The sequence below is a fragment of the Streptomyces sp. NPDC016851 genome (assembly GCF_055562795.1).
Genome location: NZ_JBVHEP010000011.1, coordinates 74,356 through 99,400, shown reverse-complemented (window position 1 = coordinate 99,400; position 25,045 = coordinate 74,356). Strand labels below are relative to the sequence as shown.

Sequence of the window (25,045 nt, the reverse complement as noted above, 5' to 3'; positions counted from 1 at the left end):
TCTACAGTGCTGTAGATTTAAATGCGTTCGGTACCGACGTCCGACACAGCAACCGACAAGGAGACCTTGTGGCCGATCCGCCCCGCCTCCACCCCGAGGACCGCGCGGACTTCGAAGCGGTACTGGACCAGGCGCTGCGCACCGCGGACATCCATGGCGCCGTGCGCGCCGACCCGACCGGCCGGACGGCCGCGCAGCTGCGTGCCCACGCGCTCGCCCACGCCGACGACATCACAGCGGCGGCCGGCGAGCCGTACCGCGCCTACCTCGCCGTACGCACGGCCGCCCGCCAGGACGCGCGGCGCTCGCCCGCCACCGACAGTCTGCTGCCCGCCCTCGCGGTGCTCACGCCGCTCGTGGCGGGGGCGTCCGCCGGGGCCCTGCTGCTACTCGGCTGCCTGCTCCAGGTCGCCGGCGCCCCGGGCCCGTTGCCCGGCTCGCTCGTCGCGGCGGGCTGGACGCTGGCGCTCGTGGCGGCCGTGACCGGTCTCGTCGGCCTGGCCGCGCTGCTGCGCTCGGCCCTGGGCCGGCGGACCGACCGCGAGGAGCACGCCCGGCTCGCCTGGCGGCAGGCCCTGCTGGACCGCGGCATGCTGCCCCATCTGCTCCGTCACCCGGCGGTCGCACCCGCCGAGGCGGGGGTCACACCGGGCTCCCCGCCCGATACGCTCACGCCGTGCCCGGCCCGGGCGAGAAAGGACAGGACACCATGTTCGGACTGAGCGAGCTCGCGATCCTCCTCATCGTCGTCATAGCCGTGATCGGGGCGAGGAAGCTGCCCGAACTGGCCCGGTCGGCCGGCAAGTCCGCCCGCATCCTCAAGGCCGAGGCCCGCGCCGCGAGGGACGAGGAGGCCGGGACGGCCCCCGCGCCGCGGGTGGTCCAGGGCGAGATCGTCCCGCCGGGCACCGGCCCGACCCCGCCCGGCGCGCGGGCCGCGGAGGCCCCGGACCCCCGCTGATCCTCCCCCTGCCTACAGCGTGCGCTCCAGGCGGTCGGCCACGAGCTTGACGAAGCGAGCGGGGTCCTTGGGCTGGCCGCCCTCGGCGAGCACCGCCAGCGTGTGGAGCAGCTCGGCGGACTCGACGAGACCCGAGCGGTCCTCGCGCTCCTTGTACGCCTCGTTCAGGTTCTTCACCAGCGGGTGCCCGGGGTTGAGTTCGAGGATCCGCTTGGTGCGCGGCACCTCCTGGCCCATCGCCCGGTACATGTTCTCCAGGGCCGGCGTCAGGTCGTGCGCGTCCGAGACGACGCAGGCCGGGGAGACGGTGAGCCGCGCCGACAGACGCACCTCCTTGATGTCCTCGTCCAGCTGCTCCCGCATCCAGCCGAGCAGTCCCGCGTAGTCCTCGGCCTGCTTCTCCCGCTCCCCCTCGGTCTTCTCGTCCTTCTCGCCGTCGAGGTCGATCTCGCCCTTGGCGACGGAGCGCAGCTTCTTGCCCTCGTACTCGCCGACGGCGTCGACCCACACCTCGTCGACCGCGTCCGTGAGCAGCAGGACCTCGATGCCCTTGTCCCGGAACGCCTCCATGTGCGGGGAGTTCTCGATGCTCTGCCGGGACTCGCCGGTGATGTAGTAGATGTCCTCCTGGCCGTCCTTCATCCGCTCCACGTACTGCGCGAGGGTGGTCGGCTCGTCCTCGGCGTGCGTGGTGGCGAACGACGCGACGGCGAGGATGGCGTCCCGGTTCTCGGAGTCGGTGACCAGGCCCTCCTTCAGGGCGGTGCCGAACTCGCGCCAGAACGTGGCGTAGCGGTCGGCGTCCTTGGTCTTGATCTCCTTGATCGTGGACAGGACCTTCTTCGTCAGCCGGCGCTGCATCATCCGGATGTGCCGGTCCTGCTGGAGGATCTCGCGGGAGACGTTGAGCGAGAGGTCCTGCGCGTCGACGACGCCCTTGACGAAGCGGAGGTAGGGCGGCAGCAGCGCCTCGCAGTCGTCCATGATGAAGACGCGCTTCACATACAGCTGGACGCCGCGCTTGAAGTCCCGCGTGAACAGGTCGTGCGGGGCGTGCGAGGGCACGAAGAGCAGGGCCTGGTACTCGAAGGTGCCCTCGGCCTGGAGCCGGATCGTCTCCAGCGGCTCGCGCCAGTCGTGGCTGATGTGCTTGTACAGCTCGTGGTACTCGTCGTCGGACACCTCGTCGCGCGACCGCGCCCACAGGGCCTTCATCGAGTTCAGCGTCTCGGGCTCGGGCGCGTCCTCGCCGTCGGCCTTCTCCGGGACCATCCGGATGGGCCAGGTGATGAAGTCCGAGTACCGCTTGACGATCTCCCGGATCTTCCACGGCGAGGTGTAGTCGTGGAGCTGGTTGTCCGGGTCGGCGGGCTTGAGGTGGAGCGTCACGGAGGTGCCCTGCGGGGCGTCGTCGACCTTCTCCAGCGAGTACGTGGACTCGCCGCGCGACGTCCAGCGGGTCCCCTGGCCCTCGCCGGCGCGCCGGGTCACCAGCGTCACCTCGTCCGCCACCATGAAGCCGGAGTAGAAGCCGACGCCGAACTGGCCGATGAGCCCCTCGGCGTTGGCCGCGTCCTGGGCCTCCCGCAGCTCCTTCAGGAAGGTGGCCGTACCGGAGTTGGCGATGGTGCCGATCAGCTGTCCGACCTCGTCGTACGACATCCCGATGCCGTTGTCCCGCACCGTGAGGGTCCGGGCGTCCTTGTCGACGTCGATCTCGATGTGCAGGTCGGACACGTCGGCGTCGAGCGAGTCGTCCCGCAGCTTCTCCAGGCGCAGCTTGTCCAGCGCATCGGAGGCGTTGGAGACGAGCTCCCGCAGGAAGACATCCTTGTTCGAGTAGACCGAGTGGATCATCAGCTGGAGCAGCTGGCGTGCCTCTACCTGGAACTCAAACGTTTCGGTCGTCATGGTTCGCGAATACCTCACAGGTCCCACAGTCGCCTGAACTCGTGGCAGTCACTTTAAAACACCACGTCAGGCCGGGGGCCCGGAACTCAGACAAGGTGGGCGAACACGACCAGATTCTCGGTGTAGTCCCGGGCCTGACGGTCGTAGGCACCCGCGCACGTGATGAGCCGGACCTGGGCGTCGGGGGTGTCGCCGTACACGCGCTCGCTGGGGAAGTCGTCCTTGTCGAAGGACTGCGCGTCGTCGACCACGAAGGTCGCCCTGCTGCCGTCGGCTCGCGCCACGTGGAACCGGTCGCCCTTCCTCAGCTCACTGAGCCCGGCGAACACGGCCGGGGAGGTCGCGGTGTCCACGTGCCCGGCGATGATCGCGGTTCCGGCCTCGCCGGGCGAGGCGCCCTTGGCGTACCAGCCGACGAGGTTGATGTCGTCGGCCGGAGGCGGTTCGAGCTGACCCGAACGGCCGATGGCGAGGTCGGTGAAGGGCGCGTTCACCGAGATCTTGGGGATGTACAGGCGGACCGGCCGGGACCGCGGCAGATGGGGCCCGGCCCCGGACGCGGCGGTCCGATGGGGCGCCGCGGAGGAGGGCGGCGCGTCGGGCACGGCGGGCGCGGCGGAGGTGGCGGGCGCGGCCGTCGGGACGGCCGGCGGGGCGTGCGGCGGGCCGCCGGTGTCGGACGACGACTCGCCACGGCCGGCGACCAGGCTCACGGTCAGGACCAGGGCCGCGAGACCCCAGAAGACCGACACGGCGGTGCGGAATCGCCGCTTCGACGGCGTGGGGCCGGGCTCGGCAGGGGGCGGGGGGCTGGGCTCGGCAGGGGGCGGGGGGCTGGGGCTGGCTGCCATCGGAGACCACCTCATTCGGGCACGGCAGGGGAACGGACACGGCAGCGGACACGGCACGCGAGCGCGGGAGGACGAGCCGGGACGAGCCGGGCCGCCGCGACGCGAGGAGCACGTGCGGCGGCCACGGCGGCTATGGGTTCATGCCTCGGTCATGCCGCGCCCTGTGAGGCCTTCTGGCGCCGCAGTGCGTACAGGCCGGTGCCGGCCACCGCGAGCACCGCGAGACCGCCGGCCGTCACGCCCGGCCCGGCGGCCAGTGCGCCGCCACCGGTGTGCATGCCGCCGCGCGGCTTGTGGTGCTTGTCGCCGTGCCAGGAGCCCTTGTCGTGGTCGTCGTGCTTGCCGTGCTCGTCGTGCTTGCCGTTCTCCTCGTGCTTCCCGTTCTCGTCGTGCTTGCCGTTCTCGCCCTTGTCGTGCTTGTCGCCCCAGGGGTCCTCTTCGTGCTTGTCGCCCCAGGGGTCCTCGTCGTGCTTGTCACCCTTGAGGGCGTCCTGGTCCTGCTTGGGGTTGTCCCAGTCGTCGTCCGCGTTCACCACGGCCAGGGCTCCGCCGCCCGTGTGCATCCCGCCGCGCGGCTTGTGGTGCTTGTCGCCGTGCCGGGAGTCCTTGTCATGGCCCTCGTGCTTGCCGTGCTCCTCGTGCTTGCCGTGCTCGCCGTCCTTGCGGTGGTCCTGGTCGTGCCGGGCGTCGTCCCCGTCGTGGTCGGCGGTCACCCCGGTCAGGGCTCCGCCACCCGTGTGCATCCCGCCGCGCGGCTTGTGGTGTTTGCCGTCCTTGTGGTGCTCCTTGCTGTAGGAAGTGGTGTCGTGGTCCCGGTCACCCATCGCCTCGGCGTAGGCGGCGGGTGCGGCGATCGCGAGGGCGGCCGTGGCCGTGGCCGTCGCGAGCAGCATGCGGGCAGAGCGCATCGGTGAGTCCTTCCGTCGCGGACCGGGCGCTGACGCCTCGCCAGCTCACGAGACCCGGCCTCGACGTGAACCACCGTCAGTCATGCCGGGCCGTCCCACCATCCAGGGCGTTCACACGGGTTACGACCCCACCCTGACGGCGGCACCCGCCCCGGCCGGCGCCGCAGCCCTTCGATGTCACCCACGTGGCGATCATCCCGTCCGGGTCTGGCGACGCACCCGCCCGACCGCGGGACAGCAGGGCCGCCGGACCGGCTCTCGCCCCTCGCCGAGCGGCGTGCGCGGCATCCGTATGCTCCGGTCATGAGACTCTTCCGGCCGCGCGGCCGAAACGACGCGGGGCGGATGCCGAGGTCGCCTGTGTCCCAGGCCGTGGCGCTGTACGAGGCCGGGCGCTATGCCGAGGCGGAGGCCGAGGCCCGCGCTGTGGCCGCGGCCCGGTCGCGGCCACGCGACGACATGTACGCACCGCTGGCGCTGAGCATCGCCGCGCTGGCGACGGGCGCCCAGGGCCGCCACGCCGAGGCCCTCGCCCTGTACGACGCAGTGCTGCCGGCCTTCGGCAGGACCTTCGGAGCCGAACACCCGCAGACCCTGAAGCTGCGCTCGGACCGCGCCCAGGTGCTGACCGCGCTCGCCCGGCACGCCGAGTGCGAGGCAGAGTGTGCGGCCGTCGCCCAGGCCGCGATCCGCGGGGCAGGACCGGAGATGCCCTTCATAGCGGCGGCCGCCCGCAACGGACTGGTCTTCGCCCTCAACGCGCAGGGACGCCACCCGGAGGCCGAGGCGCTCGCCTGCGAGGCCTTGGCCGCTCATCGCGTACCGGACCGGTTCTCCCTGGTCCTGCGGCTCGGCCTGGCCCGCAGCCTCAACGGCCAGGCCCGCCACGAGGAGGCTCTCACCGAGGCGGAGCGCGCCGACGAGCTGCGCCGCAGCCTGCCCGAGGAGCAGCACCGCCCGGAGACCGGCGCCGTCGAGCTGGCCGTGGCGACCGCCCTCCTCGGGCTGGGCCGCGGCAGCGAGGCCCGCCTCCGGGCCACAGCCGCTCACGACGCCTGCCTGGCCTCCTTCGGCCCGGACCATCACCGCACCGCCGAGGCCCGGGCGCTGCTCGACCGCATCGACGGCGCCTGACCTGGAACGCGACGCCTCCCTCTACTGGAGCCGGGCGAAGGTCGCGCCGTAGTGGATCAAGCAGCGAGCTTCTTGTAGCAGGTCAGGGCGGTGGCCAGGCCGCGGGAGGCGAGGAAGTGCGAGCCCTTTTCGTCCGCTCGGTCTGCCAGCGGTGCCGACCGAGGCGTTCGACGGACTCGATGCCGGGCCGCGCGATGCGCGCGACGAGCCCGCGCTCGCGCGGCCAGGCCAGGTGTTCGCCGGAGAAGTACGCCTCGTCCGCGCGGAGTTCGACGGCATCATGCCGCACGAACCTCACGTCACGTGAGACAACCCCTGAGCCTTGATCGGTGCGGCCGTCCTGGCCGCCTGCTCGATCTTCGCGCAGTAGGCCGCACGGGCTCCCTCGTCGATCGGCTGCTCGTTTTCGGCGCGCACCCCGGTCCGGCCGTCGAGACCCTCACGCAGGATGTCGGCGTGCCCGGCATGCCGGATGGACTCGCCGAGGACATGGACCATGACGGCGAACAGGTTCGTGTTGGGACAAGGCTCCGGCCACCACGGCACGTGGCCGGGGGCGTCGAGGGGAAGCTCGTCGATCGTCGCGTCCGAGTGTTCCCACGTGCGCCGGTAGAACCCGATGATCTGATCGCGGCTCTCGTCCTCGGTCGCCCACTGATCGCTGCCGTCGGAGTCCTGCCACCGGGGCAGCGGTTCCGGGGAAGGGCGGTCGAAGACCTCGCCGAAGTACCTGGCCTCGACGGTGGCCACGTGTTTGACCAGGCCGAGGAGGTTGGTCCCGGTCGCTGTCAAAGGCCGGCGGGCGTCGTATTCGGACAAGCCGTCGAGTTTCCAGAGCAACGCCTTGCGGTCCCGCCGCAGTCTCCCGTAGAGGTTGTCTTTCGCGAATTCATCGATCATGCGCCATGACCCTGCCATGGGACGCCTCATGTCTGTTGAACCCCTGTTTATCGCGTATTGATCCGCGCGACCTACGATCTCCCAGCCGACCATGCCGAACGGGGGACGACATGCTCCGCATTCATTTCAGCGATACAGATCTGGCGCGAACCAGGATCGCCGCCGCTCCTGATCCGCTCTGGGAAGTCGCCGCGAGTCTGCACCGATTACAGTCGCGCCGAGGGCGGTGGGCCTACGCCGGGTGGTACCGCATGGCACGGCAGCAGACGCGGGAGAGAGGGCTGGGGCGTGTCCTGCGGAGCGTCTTCCTGCCCTTGTATCCGAGGGCCGCTTACTTTCCGGACTTTCTGACGCCCGCTGACGCGGTGGGTGATCTGGACGCCGGACTGGAATCAATTCTGGCCACGCCCCCGCGACGGGTCCTGAAGGACGTGACCACCCTCGACCGGACCGTCGGAGCTCCCGCGTGGGCCGGGCAGCTGGCCCGGCTGGAGGTGCGCAAGGAGTTCGCGGGGATGCTGCGGGCGTACCACGACGCGGTGATCGCGCCGTACGAGGAAAAGACACAGGCCCGGATCGAGGCGGAGCGGGCGGCGCGTGCCCGTGGGCTTCTGGACGGCGGAGTCGAGGGCATGCTCTCGGGACTCGGGCCGATGCTGCGCTGGCGCCCTCCCGTCCTGGAGGTCGTCTACCCCAAGCAGGTCAAGGACCGGGACCTGTATCTGAACGGACGTGGGCTCACCCTCGTCCCTTCGTACTTCAACTGGGGTGAGCCGGTCACCTTCGCCGACCCGGAAATGCCGCCCGTGCTCTGGTACTCGCTCCTCCACGAGCCGAGCCCCCCGGATGCCCCGTATGGCGTCGACGCCCCCGAGAAGTCCTTGATCACCCTGCTCGGGCGCGCCAGAGCGGTCGCCTTGCGTGCCGCGTCCACTGGTGCCACGACCGGCGAGATCGCCCGTGCCGCCGGAGTCTCGGCATCCTCCGCCAGCAGACACGCCACCGTGCTGCGCGACGCGGGCCTCGTCACCACCATCCGGAACGGCCCGACCGTGCTGCACACCCTCACCCCGGCGGGGGCGTCCTTGCTGCGCGCCGCGAGCCCGATGGAGTGACCGGCAGTGGTTCGTCGCCGTCGGCACGAGCATGAAGCGGGCCCGCCGGTCGTCCACCGGCGGGCCCGCCCCTTACGCACCGGTCAGGCGGCGTACGAGCCCGACGCGGAGTTGGTGGTCTGGAAGAAGAACACGAACTCCTGGGAGTCGCGGACGTCGGTGGCGATCACCTTCCAGGAGCCCGAAGGGGCCCACTTGTAGTCGCTCTGGCAGTCGAAGGAGCCGCTGCTGAGCTTGAAGCACACCTTCACGTTACGGCCGCTGGAGCCCATCTTGATGTTGATGTCGTTGCACCTGGACGACGTCTTGAAGACGCTCGTCGTGTACCGGCCGGACGCCTTCGAGAAGGACGAGGCCCCGTCGTAGCAGCTGACCTGGGCGCTCACGTCGCCCTGCGGAGCGGCGACAGCCACCGTCGATCCGCCGAATGCCAGAGCGAGACCGCCAACGGCCGCGGCGAGCGTCTTGAGGTTCTTCTGCACGTTTTCCCCCTAGGAATGTTGTGCATGGCGAGACCCACTCTGCTGAGTTGCACCGCGTCCGGCCATGCTGTTGCGGCGGGCCGCAAAAGCCGAGCTCATCGGGGGAGAACGAGATGCGGGGCGTCCGCTTCGACGGCAGAGGCGTGGCCCTATGTGCAGCGCGTCGCGGTGCCGATGCCGCGCACGCTCCTCCCCCCACTCAATGTGACGCAGGTCACATCGATGCCATGTCACGAACGGAAGGGCAGCTTGCGTCTGGTGGTCGTCCACGCGGCGGGAACGACCGACACGAAAGAGGCAGCAGAGCGATGAACGCGACAGCAGCGCAGCAGCACGAGGTCCTGGTCCTGGGCGCCGGTTACGCCGGGCTCTCCGCCGCGATCCAGCTCGCGGCCCGCACCAGGAAACGCGGGAACCTGCGAGTGACGCTGGTCAACCCCTACGACACCTTCACCGAGCGGCTCCGGCTGCACATGACCGCCACCGGTCAGGAGACGGCCGAGATGAACATCCCGGGGCTGCTGGACGGCACCGGCGCCGACTTCGTCCGTGGCTGGGTCACCGCCGTGGACGCCGGGACGAAGACCGTCCGGATCGACGACGACCGGGTCCTGCGCTACGACACCCTGGTCTACGGCCTGGGCAGCATCGCGAACACCGTTGCCGTCCCCGGCGTGGACGACCACGCCTACACCCTCAACACCCCGGAGGACGCCGCCATCCTCGCCGACCGGCTGGCCCGGCTCGACAGTGGGACCGTCGTGGTCGGCGGCAGCGGCCTCACCGGCGTCGAGGCCGCCGCGGAGATCGCCGAGCGGCACCCGGAGCTCGAGGTGGTGCTGCTGGGACGGCAGGAGCCGGGTGCGAGCATGCACCCGAAGGCCAAGGCCTACATGGACGCGGCGCTGGCCCGGCTCGGTGTGCGGGTGCGCAGCGGCGTCGAGGTGGCCAAGGTGCTGCCGGACAGTGTCGAGCTCGCGGACGGCTCCAGCATCCCGGCGGGCGCGGTGCTGTGGACCAGCGGCACCCGTGTCTCGCCGCTGGCGGCCGCCGCGGGCCTGACCGTCGACGAGCGCGGCCGAGTGGTCACCGACAGCGCGCTGCGCTCGGTCTCCCACCCGGACGTCTATGCGGTGGGCGATGCGGCGGCGATCCGTCAGGGCTACGGCGTGATGCACGGGACCTGTCAGGGAGGTATGCCCACCGGCGTGCACGCGGCCCTCTCGATCCTGCGGGTGCTGGCCGGAAAGGAGCCCAAGCCCTTCCGTTTCGGCTACTACCACACCCCTGTCAGTCTGGGCCGGAACGACGCCGTCGTACAGTTCACCCACCCCGACGACAGCCCGCGCCGGATCGTGCTGACCGGCAAGCGAGCCGCGAAGTACAAGGAGACGGTCACCGCCGCGCCGTGGCCGACCTTCGCCCGCATGAAGAAGATGCCCGCGTCGGGCGCGTTCTGGCCGCACGGCGGCCGCTACACCCGGATTCGGAGCGCCAAGTGACCCAGCCGCAGCAGCCCGGCCCCGACCAGCTTGCCTTCCAGCGGTACCGCACCTTGCTCTTCTCCGTCGCCTACCGCATCCTCGGGACCGCCGCCGATGCCGAGGACGTGGTCCAGGACGCTTGGCTCAAGTGGTCGGCGGCCGACCGTTCGCAGGTCGCCGATCCCAAGTCCTACCTGACCCGGATCGTCTCCAACCTGGCGATGGAGCAGCTTCGTTCGACTCGCCACCAGCGCGAGACCTACGTCGGGCCATGGCTCCCCGAGCCGATCCTCACCGGCCCGGACACAGCTGACGGCGTTGCCACGACGGACTTGGTCTCCATGGCCCTGCTGGTGGTGCTGGAGACGCTGAGTCCCCTGGAGCGCGCGGTCTTCGTGCTGAAGGAGGTCTTCGCCTTCAGCTACGCGGAGATCGCGGAAGCGGTGGAGCGCTCGGAGGCGGCGGTCCGACAGGCAGCGCACCGCGCCCGCGAGCACGTCCAGGCCCGTCGGCCCCGTTTCACCGCGGACCGCGCCCGCCAACGCGACGTCGCCGAGCGCTTCTTCGCGGCGACGGCGGGCGGCGACCTCAACACCCTCATGGAGCTTCTCTCCCCGGACGTGACCCTGTGGACCGATGGCGGCGGCAAGGTCCGCCAGGCCCTCAAGCCGGTCGTCGGCCTGGAGACCGTGGCCCGTTGGTTCGCCGCGCTCGGCACCGCGACCTACCAGGGCATCGAGCCCGGGCAGATGCGGACGGAGCTCACCTGGATCAACGGCGGCCCGGGCCTGGTCTTCCGCGGCCCGGACCGCGTGGTCGCCACGCTGACCTTCGACTTCGATCCAGAGGGCCGCATCGCGACCATCCACAACGTGGCCAATCCCGACAAGCTCCGCGCAGTCGCCGACGGAACTCGGCACGAGCTCTTCTGAGTTGCCTTGTCTACCATCGCCTCTGCCGGCCCAGGCGGCTCGGGTCCGGGTCGACCAGCTGGGCCGCCATGCCGACGAGGACCAGCCCGGTCGCGATGAGCAGCCCTTGCGCCAGGGCGATGCCGGAACCCAGGACGACCACGCCGAGGGCCAGGGCCCACCAGGCTCCGGCACGCCGGTACTCCCGGGGCCGGGCCGGGCGGCCGGCTCTCATGGCCCGGGTGAACCTGGGGTCCTGCCGCTCGAGTCGTGCTTCGAGGTCGACGAGACGTGCGTCTTCGGACTGGGGCACGGCTTCTCCTTCCCGGAACCCGACAGCGCTTCGAGGCAGGGCACGGCCGAGGCCATGGCAAGTCCTGGGGTGTCGGGCCCGCGTGACGGTGCGGAGGGAGACGGCCCGCCGACGTGCGGCACGGCCGGTCTCGGCAGGGCTTCAGCTTCTCCCCTCTCCAGCGGCGTCCGCCATGGGGCCCACACCTCATCCTTCCCGGTGGCCGCCCCGTACGAACGCCGTGCCGTAAGGCAGATGTTCGCCCTGCCCCGCTCGTCGGCATGGCCCTACCGCTCGGCCTCGGCCGGCACGGCGGCGGAGGCGGACGACGGGGTGCTGTCGTCCTGGGGACGGGGCTCGGTGTCGTACGTCGGGGCCGTGCGGCCGGGCAGGAGGTCCTGGGCCGCTCGGAGGGCGCGGGCGAGCAGGTGGGCCTGGCCGGCGGCGATGGGGCCCAGGACCGCGAGGACGAGGACGTACCCGGCGATGAACGGGGCGAGCCGGGCATCGAGTCCGGCGCCGGCGGCCATGGCGGCCAGGATCAGCGCGAACTCGCCGCGGGCCAGGAGGGTGGTGGCGATCTCGGCGGCGGGCTCGGTGCCGTAGCGGTACACGCGGGCGACGAGGAGTCCCGCGGCGATGTTCATGACGACGGTCAGGACCGCCGCCGCGGTGACCGGGCCGACGACGGAGACGATGTCGCCGGGGTCGATGGAGAGCCCGAAGGCAAAGAAGAAGATCGCCGCGAAGGCGTCGCGCAGCGGATGCACGAGGTCCCGGATGCGCGGGCCGGACGGCGTGCCGGCCAGGATCAGGCCGACCATGAACGCGCCGATGGCGTCGGCGACTCCGAGGACCTCGGCGACTCCGGCCACGAGGACGGCCGCGCCGAGGAAGCTGATGACGAGCAGTTCGTTGTCGCGGGTGACGATCAGACGCCCGGCCAGTTTTGTTCCGTAGCGGGCGGCCGCGGCCAGCACCAGCAGGAAACCGAAGGCCTTGGCGCCCTGGAGGACCATGTCGCCGGCGCCCTGGACGCCGCTGATGACCGGCTGGAGCGCGGCGAGGTAGAGGGCGAGGAAGATGTCCTCGACCACGATGACGCCCAGGATGAGGCGGGTCTCCGGGCGGCCGATGCGGCCCTGGTCGATGAGGATCTTGGTGACGATGGCCGACGAGGAGATCCCGAGGACACCGGCGAGCACGAGCGCCTCCCGGACTCCCCAGCCCAGGGCGAATCCGAAGACCAGCCCCGCGCCGACGTTGAGCAGCAGGTAGATGCCGCCCGCTGTCAGCAGGCGCCGGCCGCCGCTCTTGAGGTCGTCGAGGTGGAACTCCAGGCCCAGGTAGAACAGCAGCAGCACCAGTCCGAGCGCGGAGAGCATCTCGAAGTCGTGTGCGTCCTCGACGATGACCAGGCCCGGGGTGTGCGGGCCGAGCAGGATGCCCGCGAGCATGAACAGCGGGATCGTCGGGAGTCCGATCCTGCCGCCGAGGCGGGCGAGGAGGGCGGCGGCCAGGAAGGCACCGCCCATGGCGAGAAGACTGTCAGCGTGTCCCACGGGTCACCGCCTTCCCGGGCGCGCTGGGGGCGGATCGTTTCACCGTGCGGGGATGGATAGGGGCTCCTCCTTCGTGGGGCTGGGTCGAACGACGCCGCGTACGTCTCGGCGCGGCCCGAGGCCGCGGCCATGACAACCGCCGCGATCCTCGGCGACCCCGCCAGCCTCACACGGCCCCCGGGCCCGTCACCATCGGTGCCCGCACCCATCTCCGGGTGGGGGCGACACCCATGCGGGGGCGACACCCGGCGCGGGGGCCCCGCTCCACCCGTCTCCCCGTCACACGTGACGGTGCTCGATGCCCAGCAAGCTCGCCGCCGCCCTGAAGTCGGCCGCGTGGTGGCCGATCGCCAGGGACCAGTGGTGGCCGACACCCGTCGCGCTCCACGCGTCCACCCATTCGCCGGGATCTCGGCCGAAGTCGACGCGGCTGGTGGTGTTGCCGATCTCCAGCAGGGGTCCCGGTACGACCGTGCCCTCGGAGGTGACGAAGGACAGGCTGCCGTCGGCGTCCTGGCCGAGGCCGAGCAGCGTGACGGGCCCGTGCTGGACGTCGAACTCGACGCTCACGCCCCAGCCGCGCTTGCCGTGGTAGACGCCGAGCCCGCGCAGCAGCGGGTCGCGGGCGCTGACCGCGAGGTGCGCGGGTCCGTCGTGGCCCATCTCCACGACGCCGTCCTCGAAGTTGAGGGCCTGGATCTCGGTGAAGGAGCCTCCGGCGCCGACGCTCTGGGAGGCGAGCTGGGCGACGCTGGTGCGCAGTTCGTACTCCCCGGCCGCCGGCACGCCCCGGGCCGTGAGCAGGGAGGCGCCCAGGATCATGCCGGCACCGAGCCGCTCGTGCAGCTCCCCGTCGAGGCCCCGGTGGTAGTACGCGAGGCTGTCGAGCTGGAAGTCCGCCACGAGCCGGTCCAGGGCGACCGACACGGTCGCGCCCCAGGCGAAGTCCTCCTCCACCACACTGTCGTCGAGGGTGAAGACCTGCCGGGCGAGCGCCATCCGCTCCCGGGTCTCCTCCTCGGTCACGCGCTCCACCCGGTGCCGCAGGTCGTCGAACTCCAGTACCTCCACGTGCGAGCCGAACGTCGTGGACAGCAGCGTCGGATCGGTCTGCACGTCGAGCATGCCCGGGTACACATGCCCCATGAGGCCGTGCCGGGCGTGCCGGAGCGCGGCGCGGATGTGCGCGGCCCGGATCCACTGTTCGATGCGCCGCCAGGCGGACTCCTGCCGCAGCCAGCCCGAGACCGACCGGAAGGGGATGCCGGCGCGCCGGAAGACGTTGCCGACCTCGGGGACGGGGCACTGGCCGCAGTAAGCCAGCCAAGCTCCGGTGTCGAAGGAGGCGTGGTCCATCTTCTCGGTCGGCTGGAGGTCGATGACCAGGACCGGCGTCTGCGTGCGCTGCGCGATCGGCAGCACCATCGAGGAGGTGAGGTACGTCGTCAGGAACAGCACGATGAGGTCGCAGTCGGCCTTGCGCAACTGCTCGGCGGCGCGCGCTCCTTCCCGGGCGTCGGAGACGAACCCGGCGTCGGTCACCTCCGCGTCCATCCCCCGGAAGCGCTCGGCGACATAGGCGGCCGACTCCTTCAGCTGCGGGAGCAGCCCGGGGAACTGCGGCCAGTACGTGCCGAGTCCGCCGGCGACCAGTCCGATCCGGGTGCGGCGCCGGGTGACCGGCGGGAGCAGGTCGTGCAGGGCGGCGGCCCGTACGGCGGTGCGGTCCGCGGTCGTTGCCATGGTCGGTGCTCCTTGTCGGTGTGCTGCGGCTCAGGTGCTGGGGACTCGCAGGTCCGCCCTGTCCTGCGCCGCGCCGGTGGCACGGGGGACCAGGACGCGGATGATGAACACGCCCGCGAACGCGGCCGCCGTCATGCAGGCGGTGATCGTCCAGAGCAGGACGGACGGGCTGTAGTCGGCCAGGGCCGGAGTGAAGAACGCGGCGATCGCGAAGACCCCGCGGGACAGGGCGTAGGTGAGGCCCTGGGTGGTGCCGCGGGTGTCCGCGGGCAGCGTGAGCTGCGACCACACCTTGTAGTTCGCCTCTCCGGCGAAGGGGTTGGAGAGCTGGTAGAGCACGAAGAAGACGAGCATGCCGACGAGCGCGCCCGCGGTCAGGGACGCGATGACGAAGGCGAGGATCTGCACGACCGCGGCCACGTGGAACAGCCGGTCGCGCCAGGGGCTGTCGGCGACCCGGACGAAGGCGAAGGTCAGCAGCACCCCGATCGGGATGAAGGCCAGGTTGATCCCGGTGGCCAGGCTCTGTGAGGCGTCGCTGACGGTGACGAGCAGATAGGTGCCGAACTGGCCGAAGGTGTTGGCCCCGAGGCCCCAGGTGACGTAGAAGACGAACGTCGCCGTCATGGGCAGCAGGGCGGCGCGCGTCCAGATGTTCTTCAGGGCGACGCGCTGCGGGGCGGCCTCCGTCCCGGACTCGGCCGTGTCGTGCTCGGACAGCTTCAGACGGGAGCGGAGCGCCCAGGTGACGAGTGCGGCGACGGCGAGCTGTCCGGTGATGAGCCGGGCGCCGGTCATGCCCGTGGTGGACAGGACGAAGCCGAGGAAGATGGCGACGGTGATGCCCAGCATCCACATGACCTGCGTGAAGGCGACGAGCCTGCCGCGGGCCCAGGCGGGCGCGGCGTCGGAGACCACGGCCAGGGACGTCGGCAGGTCGGCGCCGGCCGCGAGTCCCGCGACGAGGACGCCGATCAGCAGCGTGATGTCGTCGGGCGCCAGCGTGATGACGATGGCCCCGAGGGCGAAGCAGAAGATGTCCCAGTTGTAGACGCGGCGGCGGCCGAAGAGGTCGGCGAGCCGGCCGCCGACGAGCGAGCCGACGGCGATGCAGCCGGTGACGATCGCGCTGATCGCACCGGCCATCCACACGCCCATGTCGTAACTGTCGCGGTAGATGGCCAGGTTGACGGAGATGCCGACGATCAGCCCGGCATCGAGGTAGGAGGCCATGCCCGACAGGGCGGCGGCCTTCCAGAGCGGTTTGGGGATGGGGCGGGTACCGGCCATGATGCGACTCCGTCGTCTGTGACATCGCGGTTCCGGGGGCCTGGTCGCAGCGAATATAGGGCGGGAAAAACGTTGCAACAAGGTGTCGCGCAGACATCGGCGGCGGCGTGTCGCCCTCCGCCGCGCCGTCCGGGGATATGGCGTGACCGTTCCAGGTCGCCTACGGTGAAGGTGGCCTAAAAACGTTTTAGGGGAAGGACCGCGTCCGTGATCTCCCCCGCGCTCCGGCAGCTGTTCGACGACCCGCCCCGCGATTTCGGCCCCGCTCCCCTGTGGTGGTGGTCGGGTGCGAAGGTCACCCGCGAGCGACTCACCTGGCAGATGCGCGCGTTCGCCGAGGGCGGTGTCCACAACCTCGTCGTGATCAACCTGGCCCCGGCCGGCCCGACGTTCGGGGCCCGGGCGGACGATCCGGCGTGGTTCGGCGAGGAGTGGTGGGCGCGCTTCACCGACGCCTGCGAAATAGCTGCGGAGTTGGGCACCCGCCTGTGGTTCTACGACCAGATCGGGTTCTCCGGCGCCAATGTGCAGGGCGGTGTGACACGGCGTCATCCCGAGGCCAGGGGCTGTGCGCTGCGCTGCCGTGACGTCACCGTCTCCCGGGGGACGGTCGCCTTGCGGGATGCCGAGTCCCCGCTGGCCGCGTACACCGAGCAGGGCGGGCGCCTCGACCTCGCCCCGGACGGCCCGGGCACCCTGGCCGTCGCCGCCGCCGACGGGAGCAACGTACGCCTCGTCACCACTGTCCCCACGGCGTTCGACTATCTGGACCCGCACGCCGTCGGACTGTTGATGGACGCCGTGCACCACGAGTACGACCGCCGTGTGCCCGAGTACCTGGGCAGCGTCATCGCGGGCAGCTTCCAGGACGAACTGCCCGGCACGAACGCCTGGAGCAACCGCTTCGCCGAGGAGTTCCGCGCCCGGCGCGGCTACGACCTGCTCGACCACCTGCCGGCCCTGTTCGGCACGGACACCGCCGTCCCGGAGACGAAGATCCGCTCCGACTACTACGCCGTCCGCGCGGAACTCACCGAAGAGGCCCTCTTCCGGCCGCTGGCCGCATGGCACCGCGAGCGCGGGATGCTGCTGGGCAGCGACCAGAGCCACCCCGCCCGCGCCGGCTACCCGGCCCAGTCGACGCAGATCTACACCGACTACTTCCGCACCCACCGCTGGTACAGCGCCGCCGGCAGCGACCACCACGGCGACGCCAAGGTGCACTCCTCCATGGCCCACCTCTACGGCCACGAGCGCGTCTGGATCGAGGCGTTCCACTCCTCCGGCTGGGGCGGCACGCTGGAGGACACCTACCACTGGCTGCTGCCGTTCCTGCGCAGCGGAGCCAACCTGTACAACCCGCACGCCAGTTACTTCGGCACCGCGGGCGGCTGGTTCGAGTGGGCGCCGCCGTCCACCGACTGGCGCCAGCCGTACTGGAAGCAGTACCCGGCGTTCTCCCGGGCCGTGGCCCGGATCTGCTCGATCATGTCCTGGGGCGGTTACGCCGCCGACGTGGCGGTCCTGCACCCGACCGCCACCATGCAGGCCCTCGTCCCGCTGGACGCGCCCGTGCGGCACTTCGGCGACGGCCGGCTGGGCGACGGCCACGCCGACGCCGACGAGACGCAGCGCCACTACCTCGACCTGTGCGGCACGAACAACTGGCTCGCCCCGCACGCCGGCGCCCTGGACCGGCGCGGCATCTCCTTCGACGTCGTCGACGACGACTCGGTGCAGCGTGCCAAGGCCGTCGACGGCGCCCTGCGGATCAGGGACCTGGCGTACCGCGCGGTGCTGCTGCCCTCGGCGAGTGTGCTGGAGGAGGAGACGGCACGGCGGCTGACCGAACTGCTCGACATGGGAGGCCGCGTCGTCGTCGTGGGCCGTCCTCCTGCCACGGCCGCCGGCCGGTCCGGTGACGACGCGGTGGTGGCGGCCCTGGTGGCTCATCCCCGGCTGGAGCGGGTGCGCGATCCGGAGGCCGGTGCGGAGGCCGTGACCGACGCGGCCGGTCACGCCACGGGCGAGGTGCCGCTGCTCGTCCGGCGGACCGGGAACGAGGCGGTGGCGCTGGTGACGGCGGCCTTCCCCGAGATCGGCGCGCACCCGCTGCGGACCGGGTCCTCCTCGTCGGGCGACGCCTCCGGCACCTCGTCCGTCACCGTGCGGGCCGCCGTCTCCGAGGCCGAGGTCTGGAACCCGGCGACCGGCACCCGCACCCCCGCGCACGTCACCGCCTCCGGCGACGGCAACGGCAACGGCAACGTCTCGACCATCGAGGTGCCGCTGGACGGCGCCCCCGCGGTCCTCGTCGTGTGGCGCGAGGGCCGGCCGGCGCCCACACGTCCTCGACGCGGGCCAGGGGAGGCACCCGCTCGGGAGATCGACGTCTCGACCGGCTGGCACGGCCGTCTGGTCCCCACCCTGGACAACACCTGGGGCGATCTGGCCCTGCCCCCGGGTTCGCGGGTGGACGAGCCGCAGATCTGGACCATGGAGTGGGCCGAGGGCGGGACTTGGGAGCGGTCGCGGGTCACCTACGGCAACCGGGTCCGTGTCCTGCCGCCGGTGCCGCTCGCCCAGGTGCCGGCGCCGCTGGACGCCGTGTCCGTGGAGCGGGTCCTGGCGGGTGAACTGCCGCTCGTGCCACCCGGCGCGGGCTGGGAGGTCGCCGTGTACTCGGTGAGCCGGGGCGTCCCGGACCCGGGCGGCCTGCTGGGCCTCAAGGGGCTGGTGAACGAGGAGTTCGTACGGGTCCCGGTGCCGGTCGGCGGGGCGGCCGCCCGGGTCCGGGCGATCGTGCAGACAGCCCACCGGGGGCCCGCCGAACTGCATGTCGGCGCGGAGTGCGTCAAGCGCGTGTGGTGGAACGGGGAGCCGCTGGAACCGGACGGTGGCGGCTATCTGGCCTCCGCCCGGGTCACGGTGGCCCGGGACCGCAACGTGCTCGAGTACGAACTGTCCGGCGCCCAGAGCCGCCCCTCGACGATCTCGGCCGCCGACGGCACTCCCCTGGGCAGCTTCTTCTGTCTGTCGGAGCCGGGCGGGCTCGGGCCGCGTCCGCGGTTCATGCGGCCCCCGGACGGAGTACGACCGGACGGCCGCGTCACCTACCGGGCTCGGCTCAGGATGCCGGGCGACGACGCCCGGGCGGTGCTCGTCGTGGGTGCCGCCTCGGCGGTCACCGTGCTGCTCGACGGGGAGGTCGTGGCGCGGCAGGAGAAGGTGGAGTACTACGAGGCGGACTGGGGCGCCGTGCCGATGTTCTTCCGGCACGAACCGGAACTCGGGCCGGGCGAGCACACGCTGGAGGTCGTGGCCGACAGCGCCGACGCCCGGGACGCGGTGTTCGTCGACCTGGTGGTGCGGTCAGGGGCCGGGGTGACGGCCCTGGTCAGCGGCGCCGGCTGGGAAGCGGCGACGGGTGACTGGCAAGGGCGGACCGTCGAGGACGAGCGCAGGCGGGGCGAGGTGCAGCACTGCCACGCGGTGGTGCGCCCGCATCCGCTGCCGGACACCGGGTGGCTCACCGGCCGGCCCGTACTCGGCGGCACCGTATGGCCGTCGCGCTCCACCGACGAGGTCCGCGACAGGCCGCAGCGCTTCCGGTTCACCGTGCCGGCGGGCACGGTGTCGCTCGGCCTGCCGTTGGCGCTCCGCGCGCGCGTACGCGTCGGAGACGGGCCGGAACTCCCCCTGGAAAACGATCGGCTGACGCTCGGTCAGCCGCTGGTGGAGCCCACCCCGGTCGAGGTGGTCACCGAGCCGACGGCGGTCCTGCGGGGCGGCTCCGCCTGGCGGGGGCCGGTGCGGGTGCGTGCCGTACCGGCGCCGCTGCCCCTCGGGGCCTGGCGGGAGCTGGGGCTGGGCAGTTGGAGCGGAGGCGTGACGTACGCGCGGGTCCTGGATGTGCCGTCGGGGCCCGATCCCGTGCTGGATCTCGGGCGGGTGCGGGGCAGTGTGGAGGTGTCGGTCGACGGGGAGCCGGCCGGTGAGGCGTTCTGCGCGCCGTACCGTTTCCCGTTGCGCGGTGCCGCCGGGCGCAGCGTGCGGCTGGAGGTGACTGTCCGGGGCACGCTGGCGCCGTATCTCGCGGAGGCGACGCCGACGGCGTGGGCGTTCGACTCCCAGCTGTCGTCGGGCTTGTGGGGGCCGGTGACGCTGCGGATCCCGTCCGCCTCGGAGGGCGGGGTCTAGTCGCCGACGGGCGGGGGGTCAGTCGCCGGCGGGCGGTCGTGTGGAGTCGCGTACGACGAGGCCGGGGGTGAAGACGCGGGTCTCGTGGACGTGGTCCGCGCGGGCCTCGATCTCGTCGAGGAGCATCTCCACGGCGGCCCGGCCGAGGTCCTCGACCGGCTGCCGGACCGTCGTGAGGGTGGTGGCGCCGAAGGTCGCGACGTCGAGGTCGCCGTAGCCGACGACCTGGACCTCCTCGGGGATGCGCACGCCCCGGTCGGCCAGCCCGCGGCACAGGCCCGCGGCGAGGAAGTCGTTGGTGCAGAAGACCCCGTCGGGCAACTCCCCGAGCCCGTGCGCGATCTGGGTGCCGTACGCGACGGTCATCCGCTCGGCGACGACCTGGTCCAGCCGCGCCTCGCGCATGCTGCGCACGGCCTGCCGGGCGCCCTGGTAGCGGTCGGCGCACTGGCGTATGCCGCGCTCGCCGTTGACGACGAGGATGTCGCGCGCCCCGCGGTCGATCAGGTGCTGCACGGCGAGGCGGCCGCCGGCGATGTCGTCGACGGAGGCCGAGCAGCCCTCCCGGTCGGGCATCGCGCGGTCGGCCAGGACGAGCGGGATGCCCCGCTCGCGCAGCCGGGCGAGCCTGCCCGGGTCGGCGCTGAGCGGCACGACGACGACGCCGACGGCCCGCTGCTCGACGAGCATGCTGAAGTAGCCCTGCTCCCGTTCCGGGTCGTCTCCGCTGTGGCAGAGGACGAGGGTGTAGCCGTGGTCGTAGGCCGCGTCCGCGGCGCCCCGGGCGATGCGCGCGTAGAAGGAGTTGGTCACGTCGGGCAGCACCAGGCCGATGGCCGAGGCGCGCCCGGTGCGCAGTCCGGAGGCTCCGGGGTGGGGGACGTAGTCGAGCGCCGCGACGGCGATGCGGACGCGCTCAGCGGTCTGTGCGGTGACGCGCTCGGGCCGGTTGAGCACGTTCGACACGGTGGACACCGAGACGCCGGCGGCGGCCGCGACGTCCTGGATGCGGGCGGGGCGTGCCGGAACGGCGTCCACCCCCTCGCTGTTGCAGCCGTGCGACCAGGCACGACCGTGGTCTTCTCGGGCGCCGCAAGTATAACGTGACCGGGCGTGGAACGTTTTTCCCGCCCGGTCCCCGTTGTCTCCGGGTCAGGCGGAGGGCGCGCCGGTGAGGACTTCCACGCGGCCGGTGTCGAGCGAGTAGTAGGCGCTGACGACGGCCAGGTCGCCCTTCTTCACGAGCGGGGCGAGGTCCCGGTTGGTCCGCAGTTCGGCGGCGGTCTGCTTGGTGTGGATCCGCACCATGGTGTCGACCGGGTCGGTGTGCTTCCCCCTGGCGGTCTCCCGGTAGGCCGGCCGCAGGGCGTCGGAGATGGCCTGGAGGTTGCCGGGGAGCTTCTTGCCGTCGCGCAGCGCCTCGTAGGCCGCTTTGACGGCCCCGCAGCGCTGATGTCCGAGGACCACGATGAGCGGGGTGCCGGACGTCATCGGCCCGTACTCCACGGAGCCGACGACCACCGGTCCCACGACCTGCCCGCCGGTACGCATCACGAACAGGTCGCCGAGTCCGGTGTCGAAGACGAGCTCCGGCGGTACGCGGGAGTCGATGCAGGAGAGGATGACGCCGTAGGGGTCCTGTGCCTCGGCGACGAACTCGCGCCGCTTCGGGTCACGGTCGGGGTGCTGGAGCTTTCCGTCCACCCAGCGCTTGTTGCCGTCCATCAGCCGGGCGAACGCCGCCCAGGGAGAGTCCGGTCGCGCGCCCGCCGCGGGTGAGGGTGAGGGGGTCTTCGCCGCGCCCACGGCCGACGTCTTCTCCCCGTTCGTGCTGCCCGAGTTCGACGAGCAGGCGGTGAGCATGGCTGCGGTGGCAGCCAGCCCGCCGGTGAGTATGGCCCTGCGCTGCGGTGTCCTGGCGGTACTCATGTGGCCGTCCCTTTCGGTCTCCGTCCTCCCTGGCGGGAGCGGTGATCCAACTGTCGCGGGAGGCCGGTTAGCGCTCGTACAACGCTGGTGCAGTGCAGGAGAAGTACTGTTCCAAATCTCGGTCAGAGGGCGACTGTGGTGCGGTGTTCGTAATCCAGCCCGTGTTCGGCGCAACGCCCGTCCCCGCGGGGGCAGATCATCGAGTACTCGCTGACCCGGGCCCGGTACACCCGCCACGGTGCGGGCGGACGGACCTCCTCCGGGCCGAGGGAGCGGCCGCCGCGGCCGGCGGGGCGGGGAATCACCCGCAGGCCCTCCAGGGCCGCCTCCCCGTGGAGTTCCTCCGCCGTGGCCTTCAGGTACAGGGCGAGGGGGCTCGCCGTGCCCACCGGGGCCCGGGAGTCGTGGAGGACGATGCCGATCCGGGGTTCGTGGGCGATGTTGCGGGAGTGCGTGACCTCGGGGGACGAGACCCAGTACAAGTCCCGTCCGTCCTCGGTGGAGTAGAAGACGGGCGAGGCCCAGGGGGCGCCGTCCGCGCCGACGGTGGCCAGCACCATGTACAGGTTCCGGTCGATGATCGCGCGTGCCGCGCTGCGGGTGTCCTCGCCCATGCGTTCCCCCTGTTTCCCGTATTGCCGGTGCTTCCGGTTCTTCCCGTGCTCCGGTGCTCCAGTGCGCCGGTGCTCCGGTGCTTCCGGTCCGATGCGGGTCACTCTAGGAGGGCGGGCCCCCGGTCAGGCCGGGATTTCCAGCTGCGAGGACGGGGCGGACACTGCCTGATGCGGCATCAGCGGCGGGTGAGACGGGTGAGGGTGACCCCGTTGGGGAAGGCGGTGCGCTCGGCGACGTCGAAGACCGTGGGGTCGAAGGCACCGTCGACCACCGGGATTCCGGAACCGGCGACGACCGGATAGGTCTTGATCAGCAGCTCGTCGATCTCGGGCAGCAGGGTGCCCGCGAGTCGGCCGCCCCCGCAAAGCCAGATGTCCAAGCCGGCGCCCTCCTCGCCCTTGAGCTCGCGGACGAGGGCGAGCGGGTCGCCGGGCACGACGGTGACGGCCGGGTCGATGTCCGGCTTGAGGGTGCTGGACACCACGTACTGGCGCAGGTGCGCGTACGGGCTGGTGATCCCGTTGTCGAGGGGGAGGCGGTAGGTGTTGAGGCCCATGACGACGGTGTCGAAGCGCCGGTTGGGGGCGTCGGCGATGCCGACGGCGGCGCGGTAAGCGGTCGGGACGGTCTCCGGGTACAGCGCGTTCACCCAGGTCGAGTAGGCGGCGGCCTGCTGTTCGTCGCCCTGCGGGAAGAAGTCGAAGTCGCCGCCGGGGCCGGCGATGCGGCCGTCGAGCGAGACAGCGATGTAGTACACGAGCTTTCGCATCATGGTCCCCCACACGTAGTACTCTGCTTGAAGTGGTTTGAACGTAGTACTACATCTGGAGTGGTGTCAATGGTGAGACGGAACGACCAGAGGCGCGCGGCCCTCGTCGACGCGGCGATCGAGGTACTGGCCCGGGAAGGCGCACGCGGCCTGACCTTCCGGGCCGTGGATGCCGAGGCCGCGGTGCCCGCCGGCACGGCGTCCAACTACTTCGCCAGCCGCGACGACCTGTTCACTCAGGCCGGTGCCCGCGTCTACGAGCGGCTCCAGCCCGACGAGGCCACGATCGCCCGCCACCGGGCGGCCGACCGCGACCGGGAGACCTACGCGGAACTGATGCGCGAGCTCGTCGGCCGCATCGCCTCCTTCCGCACCGGCTACCTCGCGCTGCTGGAGCTCCGCCTCGAGGCCACCCGCCGCCCCGGCCTGCGCAAGGTCCTCACCGAGCGGGTCCGAGCCGACGTCGACGCCAACGTCGCCTACCACGAGGCTTCCGGCCTCCCCGGTGACGCCACGGCCGTCAAACTGCTCATGCTGACGCTGAACTGGCTGATCGTCGAGCAGCTCACCCTGCCGGACGTCTTCACGGAGGCAGAGCGCGAACAACTGGTGACGGCCGCGGTGGAGCGCATCGTGGGAGCGGAGTAGACGGCTCGGCCCGACCACCCCCACTGGTCCGTCAGGGCTGGACCGTGCCCGTCGTCGCCGTGGTCGGGGTGTGCGGGCCGCTGCTTCCGAAGTGGACGCCCTTGGCCTCCTTGCCGATCGCGCTCAGCAGGATCACCACGGCCAGGGTGGGCACGACGGTCCACGCCATCGCCGCCGGATACCCGTGACGCTCGGCGATGGCCTCCTGGATCGGCAGGTTCAGCGCGGCGATCAGGTTGCCGAGCTGGTAGGTGACGCCCGGGTAGAAGCCCCGGACGGCGTCCGGGCTCATCTCGGTCAGATGGGCCGGGATGACGCCCCAGGCCCCCTGCACGCACACCTGCATCAGGAAGGACGACAGCATCAGCCAGCCGACGGTCGTGGACAGCACGAAGAACGGCACCACGACCAGGCCTCCGGCCGCCGCGATCATGATCGTCCGGCGGCGTCCCAGCCGCTCGGAGTACGCGCCCAGCAGCACGCCGCCGATCATGGCGCCGATGTTGTAGACGACGGCGATCGCGATCGAGGTGTTCGCGGACAGCTCCAGGCCCTTCTTCACGAAGGTCGGGTAGATGTCCTGCGTGCCGTGCGACATCCAGTTGAAGGCGGTCATCAGCGCGACCAGGTAGACGAAGCGCCGCAGCACCGCGGGGTTCTTGAACACCTGGTGCGCGGGGGTGCGGTTGAGCCGGACGGACTTCTCCCACACCTCGCTCTCCTCCACCCGGCTGCGCACCCACAGCGCGACCAGTGCGGGCAACAGACTGAAGGCGAACAGTCCCCGCCAGCCGAAGACCGGCTCGATGACGAAGAACGCCACGGCGGCCAGCATGTACCCCAGCGAGTAGCCGCTCTGCAGCAGACCCGACCAGAAGCCACGCCTCTCGGCCGGGATCTTCTCCATGGCCAGGGCCGCTCCCAGGCCCCACTCGCCGCCCATGCCGATGCCGTAGAGCAGGCGCAGCACCAGCAGCACGGTGTAGTTGGGCGCGAAGGCGCAGGCGAAGCCGACGATCGAGTAGAAGACGACGTCCACCATGAGCGGGACGCGACGACCGCGCCGGTCCGCCCACATGCCGAACAGCAGCGCGCCGATCGGCCGCATCACCAGCGTCGCGGTGGTGAGGAAGGCCATGTCGGTCAGGGAGACATGGAAATCGTCGGCTATCTCGCTGTAGACCAGCACGACCAGGAAGTAGTCGAACGCGTCCATCGCCCAGCCGAGATAGGCGGCCACGAAGGCGTTGCGCTGGTCTGCCGTCAGACCCGCTGCCTGCACTTTCACGGTGTTCAGCACTGCGGCCTCCCGAAGTTCGCAGCCGAGGCTAGGCAGGCGA

23 protein-coding genes are annotated in these 25,045 nt (G+C 71.5%); 8 read left to right on the top strand and 15 right to left on the bottom strand.

The window, feature by feature from the left end:
• Nucleotides 1-68 precede the first annotated feature (68 nt).
• Both ACZ3I3_RS19395 and ACZ3I3_RS19390 read left to right on the top strand, forming a co-directional pair.
• Nucleotides 69-722 (top strand): hypothetical protein, encoded by a 654-nt coding sequence (locus ACZ3I3_RS19395; protein WP_467366612.1) that lies wholly within the window; start codon nt 69-71, stop codon nt 720-722.
• Nucleotides 710-961: a twin-arginine translocase TatA/TatE family subunit gene (locus ACZ3I3_RS19390; RefSeq protein ID WP_467366610.1), complete on the top strand. Its 252-nt coding sequence runs from the start codon at nt 710-712 to the stop codon at nt 959-961. Before ACZ3I3_RS19395 ends, ACZ3I3_RS19390 begins: the two co-directional genes overlap by 13 nt.
• A 12-nt stretch (nt 962-973) precedes the next feature.
• Here ACZ3I3_RS19390 and htpG read toward each other — a convergent pair whose 3' ends face one another.
• From htpG to ACZ3I3_RS19375, 3 genes are all read right to left on the bottom strand, one after another.
• A complete protein-coding gene (gene htpG, locus ACZ3I3_RS19385; protein ID WP_467366608.1) occupies nt 974-2,872 on the bottom strand; it encodes a molecular chaperone HtpG in 1,899 nt (632 codons plus the stop codon).
• A gap of 86 nt (nt 2,873-2,958) precedes the next feature.
• Complete coding sequence (locus ACZ3I3_RS19380) at nt 2,959-3,723, bottom strand: class F sortase (RefSeq protein WP_467366606.1); 765 nt, start codon at nt 3,721-3,723, stop codon at nt 2,959-2,961.
• A gap of 149 nt (nt 3,724-3,872) precedes the next feature.
• Nucleotides 3,873-4,631 (bottom strand): hypothetical protein, encoded by a 759-nt coding sequence (locus tag ACZ3I3_RS19375; protein WP_467366604.1) that lies wholly within the window; start codon nt 4,629-4,631, stop codon nt 3,873-3,875.
• 303 nt (nt 4,632-4,934) lie between these two features.
• On the opposite strand from ACZ3I3_RS19375, the gene ACZ3I3_RS19370 reads away from it, so the two are divergent.
• On the top strand, nt 4,935-5,765 hold the full coding sequence (locus ACZ3I3_RS19370) for a tetratricopeptide repeat protein (protein WP_467366602.1): 831 nt from the start codon (nt 4,935-4,937) through the stop codon (nt 5,763-5,765).
• 82 nt (nt 5,766-5,847) lie between these two features.
• Here the strand turns inward: ACZ3I3_RS19370 and ACZ3I3_RS19365 are convergent, their stop codons facing one another.
• Together ACZ3I3_RS19365 and ACZ3I3_RS19360 are read right to left on the bottom strand one after the other, a co-directional pair.
• Complete coding sequence (locus ACZ3I3_RS19365; protein ID WP_467366600.1) at nt 5,848-6,054, bottom strand: hypothetical protein; 207 nt, start codon at nt 6,052-6,054, stop codon at nt 5,848-5,850.
• A 5-nt stretch (nt 6,055-6,059) separates the two neighbouring features.
• Entirely contained in the window at nt 6,060-6,665 is a 606-nt protein-coding gene (locus tag ACZ3I3_RS19360; RefSeq protein ID WP_467366598.1) for a DinB family protein, read from the bottom strand.
• 110 nt (nt 6,666-6,775) lie between these two features.
• Between ACZ3I3_RS19360 and ACZ3I3_RS19355 the strand changes: the two genes are divergently transcribed.
• Nucleotides 6,776-7,780 (top strand): ArsR family transcriptional regulator, encoded by a 1,005-nt coding sequence (locus ACZ3I3_RS19355; protein WP_467366596.1) that lies wholly within the window; start codon nt 6,776-6,778, stop codon nt 7,778-7,780.
• Nucleotides 7,781-7,863: 83 nt separating this feature from the next.
• On the opposite strand, the gene ACZ3I3_RS19350 is transcribed toward ACZ3I3_RS19355, so the two are convergent.
• Nucleotides 7,864-8,262 carry a hypothetical protein gene (locus ACZ3I3_RS19350; RefSeq protein WP_467366594.1) on the bottom strand — a complete coding sequence of 133 codons (399 nt, stop codon included), beginning with the start codon at nt 8,260-8,262 and terminating at the stop codon, nt 7,864-7,866.
• Between the two features lie 308 nt (nt 8,263-8,570).
• On the opposite strand from ACZ3I3_RS19350, the gene ACZ3I3_RS19345 reads away from it, so the two are divergent.
• Both ACZ3I3_RS19345 and ACZ3I3_RS19340 read left to right on the top strand, forming a co-directional pair.
• Nucleotides 8,571-9,764, top strand: coding sequence for an NAD(P)/FAD-dependent oxidoreductase (locus ACZ3I3_RS19345; protein ID WP_467366592.1), 1,194 nt, complete (start codon nt 8,571-8,573; stop codon nt 9,762-9,764).
• Entirely contained in the window at nt 9,761-10,678 is a 918-nt protein-coding gene (locus tag ACZ3I3_RS19340; RefSeq protein WP_467366590.1) for an RNA polymerase sigma-70 factor, read from the top strand. The genes ACZ3I3_RS19345 and ACZ3I3_RS19340 overlap by 4 nt, the downstream gene beginning before the upstream one ends.
• Before the next feature lie 10 nt (nt 10,679-10,688).
• Here ACZ3I3_RS19340 and ACZ3I3_RS19335 read toward each other — a convergent pair whose 3' ends face one another.
• The 4 genes from ACZ3I3_RS19335 to ACZ3I3_RS19320 all read right to left on the bottom strand — a co-directional run bounded on the left by ACZ3I3_RS19335 (nt 10,689) and on the right by ACZ3I3_RS19320 (nt 15,544).
• Nucleotides 10,689-10,970, bottom strand: a complete 282-nt coding sequence (locus ACZ3I3_RS19335) for a DUF3040 domain-containing protein (RefSeq protein WP_467366588.1) — start codon at nt 10,968-10,970, stop codon at nt 10,689-10,691.
• 266 nt (nt 10,971-11,236) lie between these two features.
• On the bottom strand, nt 11,237-12,511 hold the full coding sequence (locus ACZ3I3_RS19330; RefSeq protein ID WP_467366586.1) for a cation:proton antiporter: 1,275 nt from the start codon (nt 12,509-12,511) through the stop codon (nt 11,237-11,239).
• Nucleotides 12,512-12,790: 279 nt separating this feature from the next.
• On the bottom strand, nt 12,791-14,254 hold the full coding sequence (locus ACZ3I3_RS19325) for an arabinose isomerase (protein ID WP_467366584.1): 1,464 nt from the start codon (nt 14,252-14,254) through the stop codon (nt 12,791-12,793).
• Between the two features lie 30 nt (nt 14,255-14,284).
• Entirely contained in the window at nt 14,285-15,544 is a 1,260-nt protein-coding gene (locus ACZ3I3_RS19320) for an MFS transporter (protein WP_467366582.1), read from the bottom strand.
• 207 nt (nt 15,545-15,751) lie between these two features.
• Here ACZ3I3_RS19320 and ACZ3I3_RS19315 point away from each other — a divergent pair, with 207 nt between their 5' ends.
• Nucleotides 15,752-19,744 (top strand): glycosyl hydrolase, encoded by a 3,993-nt coding sequence (locus tag ACZ3I3_RS19315; protein ID WP_467366581.1) that lies wholly within the window; start codon nt 15,752-15,754, stop codon nt 19,742-19,744.
• A gap of 18 nt (nt 19,745-19,762) precedes the next feature.
• Here the strand turns inward: ACZ3I3_RS19315 and ACZ3I3_RS19310 are convergent, their stop codons facing one another.
• The 4 genes from ACZ3I3_RS19310 to ACZ3I3_RS19295 all read right to left on the bottom strand — a co-directional run bounded on the left by ACZ3I3_RS19310 (nt 19,763) and on the right by ACZ3I3_RS19295 (nt 23,057).
• Complete coding sequence (locus ACZ3I3_RS19310) at nt 19,763-20,782, bottom strand: LacI family DNA-binding transcriptional regulator (RefSeq protein WP_467366579.1); 1,020 nt, start codon at nt 20,780-20,782, stop codon at nt 19,763-19,765.
• Nucleotides 20,783-20,896: 114 nt separating this feature from the next.
• Nucleotides 20,897-21,673 carry a carbonic anhydrase gene (locus tag ACZ3I3_RS19305; protein ID WP_467366577.1) on the bottom strand — a complete coding sequence of 259 codons (777 nt, stop codon included), beginning with the start codon at nt 21,671-21,673 and terminating at the stop codon, nt 20,897-20,899.
• Between the two features lie 122 nt (nt 21,674-21,795).
• Nucleotides 21,796-22,287, bottom strand: coding sequence for a pyridoxamine 5'-phosphate oxidase family protein (locus tag ACZ3I3_RS19300; protein ID WP_467366575.1), 492 nt, complete (start codon nt 22,285-22,287; stop codon nt 21,796-21,798).
• Nucleotides 22,288-22,463: 176 nt separating this feature from the next.
• Complete coding sequence (locus tag ACZ3I3_RS19295; RefSeq protein ID WP_467366574.1) at nt 22,464-23,057, bottom strand: dihydrofolate reductase family protein; 594 nt, start codon at nt 23,055-23,057, stop codon at nt 22,464-22,466.
• Nucleotides 23,058-23,126: 69 nt separating this feature from the next.
• On the opposite strand from ACZ3I3_RS19295, the gene ACZ3I3_RS19290 reads away from it, so the two are divergent.
• Complete coding sequence (locus ACZ3I3_RS19290) at nt 23,127-23,705, top strand: TetR/AcrR family transcriptional regulator (RefSeq protein WP_467366573.1); 579 nt, start codon at nt 23,127-23,129, stop codon at nt 23,703-23,705.
• A 31-nt stretch (nt 23,706-23,736) separates the two neighbouring features.
• On the opposite strand, the gene ACZ3I3_RS19285 is transcribed toward ACZ3I3_RS19290, so the two are convergent.
• Entirely contained in the window at nt 23,737-25,005 is a 1,269-nt protein-coding gene (locus ACZ3I3_RS19285) for an MFS transporter (RefSeq protein WP_467366571.1), read from the bottom strand.
• Between the last annotated feature and the right edge of the window lie 40 nt (nt 25,006-25,045).

Excerpts from the sequence above, each read along its gene's own strand:
- ACZ3I3_RS19360 (WP_467366598.1), bottom strand. The coding sequence starts at position 6,665 with ATGATCGATGAATTCGCGAAAGACAACCTCTACGGGAGACTGCGGCGG.
- ACZ3I3_RS19345 (WP_467366592.1), top strand. The coding sequence starts at position 8,571 with ATGAACGCGACAGCAGCGCAGCAGCACGAGGTCCTGGTCCTGGGCGCC.
- ACZ3I3_RS19295 (WP_467366574.1), bottom strand. The coding sequence starts at position 23,057 with ATGCGAAAGCTCGTGTACTACATCGCTGTCTCGCTCGACGGCCGCATC.
- ACZ3I3_RS19305 (WP_467366577.1), bottom strand. The coding sequence starts at position 21,673 with ATGAGTACCGCCAGGACACCGCAGCGCAGGGCCATACTCACCGGCGGG.
- ACZ3I3_RS19355 (WP_467366596.1), top strand. The coding sequence starts at position 6,776 with ATGCTCCGCATTCATTTCAGCGATACAGATCTGGCGCGAACCAGGATC.
- htpG (WP_467366608.1), bottom strand. The coding sequence starts at position 2,872 with ATGACGACCGAAACGTTTGAGTTCCAGGTAGAGGCACGCCAGCTGCTC.
- ACZ3I3_RS19325 (WP_467366584.1), bottom strand. The coding sequence starts at position 14,254 with ATGGCAACGACCGCGGACCGCACCGCCGTACGGGCCGCCGCCCTGCAC.
- ACZ3I3_RS19320 (WP_467366582.1), bottom strand. The coding sequence starts at position 15,544 with ATGGCCGGTACCCGCCCCATCCCCAAACCGCTCTGGAAGGCCGCCGCC.
- ACZ3I3_RS19290 (WP_467366573.1), top strand. The coding sequence starts at position 23,127 with ATGGTGAGACGGAACGACCAGAGGCGCGCGGCCCTCGTCGACGCGGCG.
- ACZ3I3_RS19375 (WP_467366604.1), bottom strand. The coding sequence starts at position 4,631 with ATGCGCTCTGCCCGCATGCTGCTCGCGACGGCCACGGCCACGGCCGCC.
- ACZ3I3_RS19390 (WP_467366610.1), top strand. The coding sequence starts at position 710 with ATGTTCGGACTGAGCGAGCTCGCGATCCTCCTCATCGTCGTCATAGCC.
- ACZ3I3_RS19300 (WP_467366575.1), bottom strand. The coding sequence starts at position 22,287 with ATGGGCGAGGACACCCGCAGCGCGGCACGCGCGATCATCGACCGGAAC.
- ACZ3I3_RS19380 (WP_467366606.1), bottom strand. The coding sequence starts at position 3,723 with ATGGCAGCCAGCCCCAGCCCCCCGCCCCCTGCCGAGCCCAGCCCCCCG.
- ACZ3I3_RS19370 (WP_467366602.1), top strand. The coding sequence starts at position 4,935 with ATGAGACTCTTCCGGCCGCGCGGCCGAAACGACGCGGGGCGGATGCCG.